This window comes from Achromobacter sp. RTa, assembly GCF_000757485.1.
GTDB lineage: Bacteria > Pseudomonadota > Gammaproteobacteria > Burkholderiales > Burkholderiaceae_B > Achromobacter.
In genome coordinates this window covers 23,539-37,382 of sequence record NZ_JPYO01000022.1, presented here as the reverse complement: position 1 = coordinate 37,382, position 13,844 = coordinate 23,539, and the positions used below count along the sequence as shown (strand labels likewise).

The 13,844-nt window shown below is 67.1% G+C and carries 8 protein-coding genes; 6 read left to right on the top strand and 2 right to left on the bottom strand.

Annotated elements, in window-relative coordinates; genetic code table 11:
- Window positions 1–140 precede the first annotated feature (140 nt).
- Window positions 141–611 carry an Lrp/AsnC family transcriptional regulator gene (locus JL37_RS07010; RefSeq protein ID WP_043542920.1) on the bottom strand — a complete coding sequence of 157 codons (471 nt, stop codon included), beginning with the start codon at window positions 609–611 and terminating at the stop codon, window positions 141–143.
- Between the two features lie 193 nt (window positions 612–804).
- Here JL37_RS07010 and JL37_RS07005 point away from each other — a divergent pair, with 193 nt between their 5' ends.
- From JL37_RS07005 to JL37_RS06990, 4 genes are all read left to right on the top strand, one after another.
- On the top strand, window positions 805–1,821 hold the full coding sequence (locus JL37_RS07005; protein ID WP_043542919.1) for a 1-aminocyclopropane-1-carboxylate deaminase: 1,017 nt from the start codon (window positions 805–807) through the stop codon (window positions 1,819–1,821).
- 302 nt (window positions 1,822–2,123) lie between these two features.
- On the top strand, window positions 2,124–3,068 hold the full coding sequence (gene puuE / locus JL37_RS07000; protein ID WP_043542916.1) for an allantoinase PuuE: 945 nt from the start codon (window positions 2,124–2,126) through the stop codon (window positions 3,066–3,068).
- 11 nt (window positions 3,069–3,079) lie between these two features.
- Entirely contained in the window at window positions 3,080–4,846 is a 1,767-nt protein-coding gene (gene uraD / locus JL37_RS06995; RefSeq protein WP_043542914.1) for a 2-oxo-4-hydroxy-4-carboxy-5-ureidoimidazoline decarboxylase, read from the top strand.
- A gap of 5 nt (window positions 4,847–4,851) precedes the next feature.
- Entirely contained in the window at window positions 4,852–6,090 is a 1,239-nt protein-coding gene (locus JL37_RS06990) for a M20/M25/M40 family metallo-hydrolase (protein WP_043543048.1), read from the top strand.
- Window positions 6,091–6,330: 240 nt separating this feature from the next.
- Here JL37_RS06990 and JL37_RS06985 read toward each other — a convergent pair whose 3' ends face one another.
- Window positions 6,331–8,379 carry an OPT family oligopeptide transporter gene (locus JL37_RS06985; RefSeq protein WP_043542912.1) on the bottom strand — a complete coding sequence of 683 codons (2,049 nt, stop codon included), beginning with the start codon at window positions 8,377–8,379 and terminating at the stop codon, window positions 6,331–6,333.
- Window positions 8,380–8,591: 212 nt separating this feature from the next.
- Between JL37_RS06985 and mdeB the strand changes: the two genes are divergently transcribed.
- Together mdeB and JL37_RS06975 are read left to right on the top strand one after the other, a co-directional pair.
- Window positions 8,592–11,276, top strand: a complete 2,685-nt coding sequence (gene mdeB / locus JL37_RS06980; RefSeq protein WP_043542911.1) for an alpha-ketoglutarate dehydrogenase — start codon at window positions 8,592–8,594, stop codon at window positions 11,274–11,276.
- Window positions 11,277–11,464: 188 nt separating this feature from the next.
- On the top strand, window positions 11,465–13,762 hold the full coding sequence (locus JL37_RS06975; protein ID WP_043542910.1) for an NADP-dependent malic enzyme: 2,298 nt from the start codon (window positions 11,465–11,467) through the stop codon (window positions 13,760–13,762).
- Window positions 13,763–13,844: the final 82 nt, after the last annotated feature.

Sequence of the window (13,844 nt, the reverse complement as noted above, 5' to 3'; positions counted from 1 at the left end):
GAATGCCTTCATGCGGCGCCGGAATGTCCCGCGAACCCCGTCCATTGCGCCGTCTACGCGCCATCAAATTCCGTCAATCCAAAATGCGGCGGCGCGTCATTTTTTGCGCGGCGCGCACAAGTGTTGCGCGTACGCCTCGGTCACACCGGCAATTCGGTCGTGGACAGAATCTCTTTCAGGACGAAAAAGGTGCGGATCTGGCGCACGCCGGGAAGCTTGATGATCTCGCCGGCGTGCAGTTTGTTGAACCGCTCTAGGTCGCGGATGCGCAGCATCAGGAAGTAGTCGAACTCTCCCGCCACCAGATGGCACTCCAGGCAGCCGCTGATGCCGCGCGCCGCCTCTTCGAAATCGGTGAAGGACTCGGGCGTGGAGCGGTCCAGCACCACGCCCACGATGACCAGCGTGGCCATGTCCACATCGGCGGGTTCGAGCAGCGCCACGGTCTTCCTGATGATGCCCTCGCCTTTCAGCTTTTCCACGCGCCGCAGGCAGGCTGCGGGGCTCAGGTGGACCCGCGCGCTCAGCTCAAGATTGGTGATCTGGGCGTCCTGCTGCAGCACGCGCAGGATCTGGCGGTCGATGCGGTCCAGGCTGGAAATGGCTGCCATTCGATATGTCCCTGAAAATTAAATTTCGTTCTTTATTTTCATGACCAAATAATAGATCCCAATCTTGATTTCCTAAAAACATTAACCACATTAATCACGAAAAATACGCAATTGACCAGATATCCAGGCCATTCCTATGATTTTTACGTCCAAGCCATTCCGGCCGGCATGGCGGGACTCAACAGGAGCCAGCATGGATCTGCAACGATTTCCCCGCTATCGCCTGACCTTCGGCGATACCCCGATCGAAAAGCTCGACCGCCTGTCCGCCCATCTGGGCGGCAAGGTCGAGATCTACGCCAAGCGCGAAGACTGCAATAGCGGCCTGGCCTTCGGCGGCAATAAGCTGCGCAAGCTGGAATACCTGATCCCGCAGGCCCTGGAACAAGGTTGCGACACCCTGGTCACGATCGGCGGGATCCAGTCCAACCACACCCGCATGGTCGCCGCAGTGGCGGCAAAGCTTGGGCTGGCATGCGTGCTGGTGCAGGAAAACTGGGTCGACTATTCGGACGCCGTCTACGACCGGGTCGGCAACATCATGATGAGCCGCCTGATGGGCGCCGACGTGCGCCTGGTGGACCAGGGATTCGATATCGGCTTTCGGCGCAGCTGGGAAGACGCGCTGGAAGAAGTGAAACGGCGCGGCGGCAAACCCTATGCGATTCCGGCGGGCGCCTCCGACCACGAACTGGGCGGCCTGGGTTATGTGGGCTTCGCCGAGGAGGTGCGGCGCCAGGAGGCCGAACTCGGATTCAAGTTCGACTACATCGTGGTGTGCGCCGTCACCGGCAGCACGCAGGCCGGCATGGTGGTGGGCTTTGCCGCCGACAGCCGCGCGGACCGGGTCATCGGCATCGACGCCTCCGCCACCCCGGAGCAGACGCGAGCGCAGATCCTGCGCATCGCGCGGCGCACCGCCGACATGGTGGGCCTGGGCAAGCCCATTGAAGACGGCGACGTGGTGCTCGACACCCGCTACGCCTACCCGGCCTACGGCTTGCCCTCGGCCGAAACCAATGAAGCCATCCGCCTTTGCGCCAGGCTGGAAGGCATGATGACCGACCCCGTCTACGAGGGTAAATCGATGCAGGGCATGGTGGACCTCGTCCGCCGTGGCGAAATCCCGGCCGGCTCGCGGGTCCTGTACGCGCACCTGGGAGGGGTGCCGGCGATCAACGCCTACAGCTTTCTCTACCGCAACGGATAAGGGCGCCTACGGCCCCCTCGGGTGGCCCTGCGGGGACCTGCGCTGAAGCGCCCTCCCCGGGCTTGCCAGCCCCGTGGGCAGCGCCCATGATTGCATGCACGCCAGCCCCGCCGGCCCCTGCCTCCGGCGGGGCCAGGCGCGTCCGGACCGCCCCTGCGCCCGCAGTCCGGCCGGATCCCGCACAATCATATACATAATTTGTATACAAAACTGCGGTTTCCGGCTATGGTGCGGGTCAGTACGAGATCGCCCGCCAACCCCACGCCGGCCGCCCCGCGCCCGGACCCATCGCCCGTCCGTTCATGAGCTCCTACGACGCCACACGCTCCTACCCGCGCGACCTGATCGGCTACGGCCGCAACCCGCCGCACGCCGGCTGGCCCGGACAGGCCCGCATCGCCGTGCAGTTCGTGCTGAATTACGAGGAAGGCGGCGAAAACAGCGTCCTGCACGGGGATGCCGGTTCCGAACAATTCCTGTCCGAAATGTTCAACCCCGCCAGCTACCCCGAGCGCCACCTCAGCATGGAGAGCATTTATGAATACGGCTCCAGGGCGGGGGTATGGCGGATCCTGCGGGAGTTCGAAAAGCGGGGCTTGCCCTTGACCGTGTTCGGCGTCGGCATGGCCCTGCAGCGGCATCCCGACGTGGCCTCGGCCTTCGTGGAGCTGGGCCATGAAATCGCCTGCCACGGCTGGCGCTGGATCCACTACCAGCACATGGACGAAGCCACGGAGCGCGAACACATGCGCCTGGCCATGGACGCCATCACGCGGCTTGCCGGCAGCCGCCCGCTGGGCTGGTACACCGGGCGCGACAGCCCGCGCACCCGCAGGCTCGTGGCCGACTACGGCGGCTTCGAATACGACAGCGACTACTACGGCGATGACCTGCCCTTCTGGATGCTGGTGCAAAAAACCGACGGCAGCGCTGTCCCGCAACTGATCGTGCCCTATACGCTGGACTGCAACGACATGCGTTTCGCGCTGCCGCAGGGCTATTCGCACGCCGATCCGTTCTTCCAGTACCTGAAAGACAGTTTCGACGCGCTCTACGCCGAAGGCGACGAAGCGCCCAGGATGATGAGCATCGGCATGCATTGCCGCCTGCTGGGCAGGCCGGGCCGCATCGTCGCGCTGCAACGCTTCCTGGATCACATCGGCCGCCACGACCGCGTCTGGGTCTGCCGCCGGATCGACATCGCGCGCCACTGGACGGCGACGCACCCCTACACTCCCAACGCCTGAAGAGGACGGTCATGGCCCACACCCTAGCCCAACTCAACTCGGCCTCGCCCGCCGCGGCCGCCGCCATGCTCGATGGCCTGTACGAGCAGGCGCCCTGGATCGCCGCGCGCGCCGTCCAGTTCCGCCCGTTCCGCTCCCTGGCCGACCTGAGGCAGCGCCTGCGCCAGGCCGTCGACGAGGCGGACGCCGGCCCCAAGCTGGCGCTCGTGCGCGCCCACCCCGAGCTGGCTGGCGCGGGCCCCTCCTCCAGCGAGGAATCGGCCCGCGAACAGGAACTGGCCGAGCTGGCGAGGGGAACGGCGGACGAGCACGCCCGCCTGCGCGAATTGAATGCCGCCTACGGCGCCAGGTTCGGCTTCCCCTTCGTCCTGGCCGTGCGCGGTCCGCGCGGGGCCGGGCTGGCGCGCGGGCAGGTCATCGAGGAATTCGAGCGCCGCCTGGACAATCCTCCCGAGGTCGAGCTCCAGGAAGCGCTGCACCACCTCCATCGCATCGCCGAGATCCGGCTGCAAGACAGGTTCGGCGACGTCCCCGCCCTGGGCAACGACATCTGGGACTGGGGAGAACGGCTTGCCGCCCACAGCGACCCGGGCTACGCGGAAAGAGGCCTGTTGACCGTCACCTACCTGACCGACGCACACCGCGCCTGCGCGCGGCTGCTCTCACAATGGATGGACGAGTGCGGTTTCGACGAGGTCGGAATCGACGCCGTGGGCAATGTGGTGGGCCGGTACCTGGCCGACCGTCCCGATGCCCCGACCCTCATGACCGGCAGCCACTACGACACAGTGCGCAACGCCGGCAAATACGATGGGCGGCTGGGCATCTTCGTGCCGATGGCCTGCGTGCGCGAACTGCACCGGCGCGGCAAGCGCCTGCCCTATCACCTGGAAGTCATCGGTTTCGCGGAAGAGGAAGGCCAGCGCTACCGCGCCACCTTCCTGGGCTCCGGCGCCCTGATCGGCGGCTTCCGGCCCGAATGGCTGGACCAGAAAGACGCGGACGGCATCAGCATGCGCGAGGCGATGGCGCATGCCGGCCTGCGCCCAGAGGACATCCCCGCCCTGCGCCGCGATCCCGCCCGCTACCTGGGCTTCATCGAAATCCATATAGAACAGGGGCCCGTGCTTTACGAAATGGGGCTGCCGCTCGCCGTCGTTACCTCCATCAACGGCTGTCTGCGCTACCAGGTCCAGATCTCCGGCATGGCCTGCCATGCCGGCACCACGCCAATGGACCGGCGCCGCGACGCCGCCGCCGCGGCGGCCGAGATGGTTCTGTACGTGGAACGGCGCGCCGCCCTCGATGGCGATTCAGTGGGCACCGTCGGCATGCTGGAAGTGCCCAGCGGCTCGATCAACGTGGTGCCCGGCGAGTGCCGTTTCAGCCTGGACCTGCGCGCCCCCAGCGACGCCCAGCGCGATGCGCTGGCCCGCGACGTGCTGGCCGAACTCGAAGCCGTCTGCCAGCGCCGCGGGCTGCGCTACACCCTGGAAGAATCCATGCGCGCCGCGGCGGCGCCCAGCGATCCGGCCTGGCAGCGGCGCTGGGAACAGGCCGTCGACGCGCTGGGGCTGCCTGTCCACCGCATGCCCAGCGGCGCCGGGCACGACGCCATGAAGCTGCACGAAGTCATGCCGCAAGCCATGCTCTTCGTGCGCGGCCAGAACTCGGGGATCAGCCACAACCCGCGCGAGTCCACCACCAGCGACGACATCCAGCTCGCCGCGCTTGCGATGCTGGAGCTGCTCGACTCGCTCGCCAACGATACGAAATGACCGCCATGACCGACTACGCCCGACTCGACGCCTGGATCGACGCCCACTTCGACGAAGAGGTCCGCTTCCTCCAGGAGCTGGTGCGAGTGCCCACCGACACGCCTCCCGGCAACAATGCTCCCCACGCCGTGCGCACGGCCGAACTGCTGGAAGGCTACGGCCTGCGGGCCGAAGCCCACCCCGTGCCGGTCCAGGACGTCCGGGACTACGGGCTGGAATCCATCACTAACCTCATCGTCCGTCGCGAATACGGCGCCGGCGGCCCGCGCATCGCGCTGAACGCCCACGGCGACGTGGTGCCTCCCGGCGATGGCTGGCAGCATGACCCCTACGGCGGCGAGATCGACGGCGGCGCCCTCTACGGCCGCGCGGCCGCCGTCAGCAAGAGCGACTTCGCCAGCTTCACCTTCGCGCTGCGCGCGCTTGAAGCCGTCGCCAAGCCCGGCCGCGGCGCGATCGAATTGCATTTCACCTACGACGAAGAGTTCGGCGGCCTGCTGGGCCCCGGTTGGCTGCTCGCCCAGGGCCTGACCAAGCCCGACCTGCTGATCGCGGCGGGCTTCAGTTATGAAGTCGTCACCGCGCACAACGGCTGCCTGCAGATGGAAGTGACCGTGCACGGGAAAATGGCGCACGCCGCCATCCCCGCCACCGGCGTGGACGCGCTGCAGGCCGCGGTCAGGATACTTGGAGCGCTGTATGCGCAGAACGCGCGCTACCAGGACATCCGGTCCCAGGTGCCCGGCATCAGCCACCCTTACCTGAACGTCGGCCGCATCGAGGGCGGCACCAACACCAACGTGGTTCCCGGCAAGGTGGTGTTCAAGCTGGACCGGCGCATGATCCCCGAGGAGAACGCCGCCGAGGTCGAGGCCGATATCCGCCGCATCATCTCAGACGCCGCCGCTTCCCTGCCCGGCATCACGGTGGACATCAAACGCCTGCTGCTGGCGAATTCGATGCGCCCGCTCCCCGGCAGCGAGCCCCTGGTGCAGGCCATCCAGAAGCACGGCGAGGCGCTGTTCGGCCAACCCATACCCGCCATGGGCACCCCGCTCTACACCGACGTGCGCCTCTATGCCGAAGCCGGCATCCCGGGCGTCATCTACGGCGCGGGGCCGCGCAGCGTGCTGGAATCGCACGCCAAGCGCAACGATGAGCGCGTGGAACTGGAAGACCTCCGGCGCGCCACCAAGGTCATCGCCCGCACGCTGGCTGACTTGCTAGAAGCGGCTTGTGTCTGACACCCCACGAGCCGCCCTTCGACTTGCCCGTCCGCTTCCCGGGTGTCAGACACCCCAACAGACCTGCCTCCGAATTGCCAGAAGTGGCTTGTGTCTGACCCCCCACGAGCCGCCCTTCGACTTGCCCGTCCGCTTCCCGGGTGTCAGACACCCACACATAAGTGACGCCCGGAAAGGCCCGCGTCGACCCGAACGGCATTTCGCAAGGGTGTCACGCACCGTCGCGTATGCGGCAACGCGCTACGCCAACTTCAATACCCGCCGCCAGAACAACATCGCCACCAGCACGAAAACCGCAAGTCCCAGGAACGAGGCGGTGCGCGCAAATTCCTCGCCCGCGATGGCCAGCGGAGCCTCGGTGCCGGCCGCGCCGATGATGGCGGCCATCAACACGCCCACCAGGCTCTCGCCCACGATCAGGCCCGAGGCGATCAGCACGCCGCGCCGGTTGGCGGCGTCGGCGAACGATTCATAATCCTTGCCGGCCGCCGCCGCGCGGCGGCGCAGCGCCCGCTCCAGCAGCCACGCCAACAGCGCGCCCACCACGATCGGCGCCGCCACCGTCGGCGGCAGGTAGATGCCGATGCCCACCGCCAGCACCGGAATACGGGCCACCTTGCAGGTGCGCTTGAGGATCTCGTCCACCACGATCAGCCCAACGCCCACCGCCATGCCGATCAGGATCATGGTCCAGTTCAGCTGGTGCGTGAAGATGCCGCGCGCGATCGCCAGCATCAGCGTGGCCTGCGGCGCCGACAGCGCCTGGGACGGGTCCATGCCTTCACGCGGCATGGCGTCGGCAAAGCCGTAGGCGTTGTACAGCAGTTCCAGCACCGGCGAGATCACGGCCGCGCCCAGCACGCAACCGATCAGCAGCGCCACCTGCTGGCGCCACGGCGTCGCGCCGACCAGCCAGCCGGTCTTCAGATCCTGCAGGTTGTCATTGGAGATCGACGCCACCGCCACCACCGCCGAGGTGCTGAAGATGGCCAGCGCGATCGTCATCTGCACGCCGTTCTGCGCCGCCAGCAGTTCGCCGCCCAGCACCAGCATCAACAGCGACACCAGCACGATGGCCACAATGCCCACGCCCGAGATCGGGCTGGTCGAGGTGCCCACCAGGCCGGCCATGTAGCCGCAGGCCGCCGCCACCAGGAAGCCGAACACGAAAGCGAACAGCACCGCGTAGGCCACCAGTTTCCAGATGGCCGCGGCGGACAGCGGCGCGTCCGCCAGGAACACCTGGAACGTGACGACCAGCACCGCCACCAGCACCAGCGTGACGACCGAGATCCATCCCGCCGACAGGTCGCGCTCGGTGCGCGGCGCCTGGCCGGCACGCGCCGCGCCGGCCTTGGTCAAGGCCGAGAACGAGGCCTTGACGCCGCGAGCCATCGGCATGAACAGCGTCGCCAGCGTCCAGATGGCGCCCACGCCGATCACGCCGGCGCCGATGAAGCGCACCTGCGAGGCCCACAGCCCGGTGGCGTACGTGGCCAGCGACATGTCGGCGGGCATGTCGCCCATTGCGCTCAGGATGGGCACCGCGATGCCCCAAGAAATCACCAGCCCGGTCAGCATGGCCAGGCCGGCGACGATGCCGATGAGGTAGCCGGCGCCCAGCAGCGCCAGCGAGAAACCCATGGGCAGTCGGAACACCGCGCCGCCCAGCGCGAACCAGCCGCTGACGCTGTCGCCCAGCACCCGCAGGCCGCTGGCCGCGAAACTGACCACAGCGGCGGTCAGGCCGCCCGCAACGATGTCGCCCATGCCCGTGGCGGCCTTGGCCGGCTCCCGGCCGGACTCTTCGGCGGTGCCCTGGGCGCGCTCCGCGCTGCCCACCCGCAGGATCTCGGCCGCAGCCACGCCTTCCGGGTAGGGCAGATCGCTCTGCACCACCATCACATGGCGCAACGGAATGGTGAACATCACGCCCAGCATGCCGCCGGCGGCGCAGATGCCCAGAGTCTGCCAGAACGGAAAGCCCTGCCAGTGCCCCATCATGACCAGGGCGGGCAAAATGAAAATGATGGCGGACAGCGTGCCGGCCGCCGAGGCCTGCGTCTGCACCATATTGTTTTCGAGGATGTTGGCGTCCTTGAACAGGCGGAGGACGGACATCGAGATCACCGCGGCGGGAATGGCGGACGAAAATGTCAGGCCCACCTTCAGGCCCAGGAAAACATTCGACGCCGTGAATATGACGGTGATCAGGGCGCCCAGCAGGACGCCGCGGAACGTCAGTTCCGGCAACGTGACCTCTGCGGGGACGCGGGTGGGTTGGGTCATGGAATTCTCCCTGTCTGCTAGCCGCGAATTCTAGCGCCTCGCGGGCGTGGGCCTCGGTGGCGGTCATCGGGCGATTCGGCGGCATAAGCTGCCGCGGGCAATCCATCCTGCAAAAGATTATGCTGAAACCATGGCGATTCCTCCAAAATTTCGATTACCCATGCCGGGGGCAAGGGTCTAGCATGGGCCTTAAACCAGGAGACAACAAGACCATGCGCGACACCAGCTCCCTTCGCCCCGGGCAAGACACGGAACCCGATATCGACCCCGCCGAAACCGCCGAATGGCGCGACTCGCTGCAATCGCTGGTGCAGGCGGAAGGCGCCGGACGGGCGGGCTACGTGCTCGACAACCTGCTGGGCCACGCGGCATCGCTGGGCCTGCGCGCGCGCAGCCAGACCCGCACGGCCTACCTGAACACCATCCCCGCCGACCAGGAGCCGCCGTTTCCCGGCAACCTGGCGGTCGAGGAACGCATCGCCCGCATCAACCGCTGGAACGCGCTGGCCATGGTGGTGCGCGCCAACCAGGCGCATGGCGAACTGGGCGGCCATATCGCCAGCTACGCCTCGGCCGCGGACCTGTTCGAGGTGGGCTTCAACCACTTCTTCCGGGCGCGGACCGAGAACGGGCCCGGAGACCTGGTCTACATGCAGCCTCACTCGGCGCCGGGCGTATATGCCCGCGCTTACCTGGAAGGCTTTCTCAACGAAGACGACCTGGCCCATTTCAGGCAGGAAATCACCGCGACCGCGCGCGGGCTGCGCGGGCTGTCCTCCTACCCCCACCCGTGGCTGATGCCCGATTTCTGGCAGTTCCCCACGGGTTCAATGGGCATCGGCCCGATCAACGCCATCTACCAGGCGCGCTTCATGCGCTATCTCGAGCACCGCTCGCTGATGCCCGCCGCCGACCGCAAGGTCTGGGGCATTTTCGGCGACGGCGAAATGGACGAGCCCGAATCCATCGCCGCCCTCACGCTGGCCGCTCGCGAAAAGCTCGACAACCTGGTCTTCGTGGTCAACTGCAACCTGCAGCGCCTGGACGGCCCGGTGCGCGGCAACGGCCGCATCATCGACGAGCTCGAAACGCTGTACGCCGGCGCCGGCTGGAACGTCATCAAGCTGGTCTGGGGCAGCGACTGGGACGCCCTCTTGCGCCGCGACACGGGCGGTGCGCTGGCCCGCGCCTTCGCCAACACCGTCGACGGGCAGTTCCAGACCTTCGCCGCCAACGACGGCGCATTCAACCGCGCCCACTTCTTCAACCAGAATCCCGAACTGGCCGCGCTGGTGGCCGACTGGACCGACGAAGCCATCGACCGGCTGCACCGCGGCGGCCACGACATGGTGAAAATCCATGCCGCATATCACCGCGCCGTGCGCCATCGCGGCCAGCCCACCGTCATCCTCGCCCAGACCAAGAAGGGCTTCGGCATGGGCTCCGCGGGCCAGGGCAAGATGACCACCCACCAGCAGAAGAAGCTTGACGACGAAGCCCTGCTGGCCTTCCGCGACCGCTTCGCGCTGCCGATCTCGGACGCCGACTGCCTGGCGCTGAAGTTCTACCGGCCCGCCGAGGACAGTGCCGAACTGCGCCACCTGCAGGCGCGCCGCGCCGCGCTGGGCGGGCACATTCCCCGCCGCGGCACCCAGGCCCCCCGCCTGGCGCCGCCCGAGGCCGAACACTGGGCACGCTTCGCGCTGGCCGCGGACGGCAAGGAAATGTCCTCCACCATGGCCATCGTGCGCATGCTGACCGCGCTGCTCAAGGACGCTACGGTGGGGCCGCGCATCGTGCCCATCGTCGCGGACGAGGCCCGCACCTTCGGCATGGCCAACCTGTTCCGGCAGATCGGCATCTATTCGGCGCAGGGGCAGCTCTACGAGCCCGAGGATATCGGCTCGGTGCTGTACTACCGCGAGGCCCGCGACGGCCAGATCCTGGAAGAAGGCATCACCGAGGCGGGCGCGATCTCCTCCTGGACGGCCGCCGGCACCAGCTATTCGGTCAACGGCCTGCCGATGCTGCCCTTCTATATCTATTACTCGATGTTCGGCTTCCAGCGCATCGGCGACCTCATCTGGGCGGCCGCCGACCAGCGCACGCGCGGCTTCCTCATCGGCGCCACGTCCGGCAGGACCACGCTGGGCGGCGAGGGGCTGCAGCACCAGGACGGCTCCAGCCACATCATGGCGGCCGCCGTTCCCAACTGCCGCGCCTATGACCCCGCCTACGCCTACGAAGTCGCCGTCATCGTCGAACACGGCATGCGCCGCATGCTCGACGAGCAGCGCGACGAGTTCTTCTACCTGACCGTCACCAACGAGAACCTGCCGCAGCCGGACATGCCGGCGGACGCGGGCGCGCGAGAGGGGATTCTGCGCGGCATGTACCGCCTGCGCTCCGCCCGCGGCCAGGCCCAGGTGCGCCTGCTCGGCGCGGGCCCGATGCTGAGGGAAGCCGAGATGGCGGCCGAGCGCCTGCTGGCCGACTACGGCGTGGACGCCGAAGTCTGGAGCGTCACCAGCTTTTCCGAGCTGTCCCGGGACGGCCGCGAAGCCGAACGCGCCCGCGTGCTGGGCCTGGAAGCCGGCGCGTCCGACTGGGTCCGGACCTGCCTTGGAGGCAGCGACGCTCCGGTGATCGCCGCCACCGACTATGTGCGCGCCGTGCCCGAGCAAATACGAGCCTGGGTGCCGGCGGCCTACCGCACGCTGGGCACCGACGGGTTCGGACGCAGCGACACCCGGGCCCAGTTGCGCGACTTCTTCGAAGTCAGCGCCGATTGGATCGCCCTGTATGCGCTGGACAGCCTGGGCCGCCAGGACGAAGCCGGGGCGCTGCGCGCCCGCTTGAATGCCGGCGCCCGCCAGACCCCGCCCTGGGAAGCGTAAAACGGAAAGAACGCGCGGGCGTAATCGCCAGGCCCGCGCGTTCGCTGCACTGCAACAACCAAGCTTCCACGCTTTCTGGTGAAATACGGGTGTTCCCAAGCATTGCCAAATAAATAACGGCGGGCCGCGAGCCCGCCTTTTGCAGTCCGTTTTCTTTTTCCGTTTTACGCCCCAGAGGCCTGTATCCCATGGACGAAACTCTCACCAAACTGGCGTTGGACTACCACGCCTACCCTACGCCGGGCAAAATCTCGGTCACCCCCACCAAGACCCTGGCCAACCAGGATGACCTGTCCCTGGCGTACTCCCCCGGCGTGGCGGCCGCGTGCATGGCCATCTTCGACCAGGGCGACGACGCCGCCTCGAAGTACACCTCGCGCGGCAACCTGGTGGGCGTGATCACCAACGGCACCGCCGTGCTGGGCCTGGGCAACATCGGCCCGCTGGCCGCCAAGCCCGTCATGGAAGGCAAGGGCTGCCTGTTCAAGAAATTCGCCGGTATCGACGTGTTCGACATCGAACTCGCCGAAAACGACCCCGACAAGCTGGTCGACATCATCGCGGCGCTGGAGCCCACGCTGGGCGGCGTCAACCTCGAGGACATCAAGGCGCCCGAGTGCTTCTACATCGAAAAGAAGCTGCGCGAGCGCATGAAGATCCCCGTCTTCCACGACGACCAGCACGGCACCGCCATCATTTCGTCGGCCGCGATCCTGAACGGCCTGAAGGTCGTGGGCAAGGACATCGGCTCGGTCAAGCTGGCTTGCTCGGGCGCCGGCGCCGCCGCCATCGCGTGCCTGGACCTGCTGGTCCACCTCGGCGTCAAGCGCGAGAACATCTACGTGGTGGACTCCCGCGGCGTGATCTGGGATGGCCGCGATGAGAACATGGAGGCCAACAAGAAGCGCTACGCTCAAAAGACCGACGCGCGCACGCTGGCCGACGTGGTCAACGGCGCCGACGTGTTCCTGGGCTGCTCCACCGCCGGCGTGCTGACCGCCGACATGGTCAAGACCATGGCAGCCAGCCCGCTGATCCTGGCGCTGGCCAATCCGGAACCCGAAATCCGCCCGGAAGTCGCCAAGGCGGCGCGTCCCGACTGCATCATCGCCACCGGCCGTTCGGACTATCCGAACCAGGTCAACAACGTGCTGTGCTTCCCCTTCATCTTCCGCGGCGCGATGGACGCTGGCGCCTCGCGCATCACGGAAGAAATGAAGCTGGCCTGCGTGAAGGCCATCGCCGAACTGGCTCAGGCCGAGCAGAACGATGAAGTGGCGCGCGCCTACGCCGGCCAGGAACTGTCCTTCGGCCCTGACTACATCATCCCGAAGCCGTTCGACCCGCGCCTGATCGTCCAGATCGCCCCGGCCGTGGCCCAGGCCGCCGCCGACTCCGGCGTGGCGGCGCGTCCCATCGAGGACATCGAAGCCTACCGCCAGAAGCTGATGGGCTTCGTGTACCACTCCGGCCAGCTGATGCGTCCGCTGTTCGCCCAGGCCAAGAAGGCGCCCAAGCGCGTCATCTACGCCGACGGCGAAGACGAGCGCGTGCTGCGGGCCGTGCAGACCGTCAGCGACGAAAAGCTGGCGTTCCCGATCCTGGTCGGCCGCCCGTCCGTGATCGAGATGCGCATCAAGAAGTTCGGCCTGCGCCTGGTGGCCGGCCAGGACTTCGAGATCGTGGATCCCGAGGACGACAGCCGCTTCAACGAAACCTGGAATGCCTACTACCAGCTCAAGGGTCGCGAAGGCGTGACGCCTGCCATCGCCAAGGCGATGATCCGCAAGCACAACACGCTGATCGGCGCAATGCTGCTGCGCCGCGGCGACGCCGATGCGCTGCTGTGCGGCGTGGCCAGCAAGTACGACAACCAGCTCAAGTACGTCGACGAGATCATCGGCCGGAAGGAAGGCCAGACCTACGCCGCCCTGAACGTGCTGATGCTGCCCGACCAGACCTTGTTCGTCACCGATACGCACGTCAACGAAAACCCGACCTCGGAAGAAGTGGCCAACATCACAATCCAGGCCGCCGACGAAATGCTGCGCTTTGGCGTGGTTCCGAAGATCGCCCTGCTGTCGCACTCCAACTTCGGCAGCCGCGCGACGGACTCCTCGCGCAAGATGGCCGCCGCCAGCCAGCTGGTGCGCGATCGCGCCCCCGACCTGGAAGTTGACGGCGAAATGCACGCCGACGCCGCCCTGTCGGAAAAGATCCGCATGCTGGCCTATCCGGACAGCACGCTGAAGGGTCGCGCGAACCTGCTGGTCATGCCCAACCTGGACACCGGCAACATCACGTACAACATGCTGAAGATGACCGGCAGCAACGGTATCGCGATGGGCCCGATCCTGCTGGGCGCGGCGCGTCCCGTGCACATCCTGACCACCAGCGCCACCGTGCGCCGCATCGTCAACATGACGGCGCTGGCCGTGGTGGACGCGCAGCAGGAAGCCGCCGAGGCCGCCAAGAAGCGCCGTTGATCGGCCCGCTCGGGCGCCTGCGGCGCCTGGCATGCAAAGCGCCCCCTCGGGGGCGCTTTTTTCTTGGCGGTTCGGCGGGGAA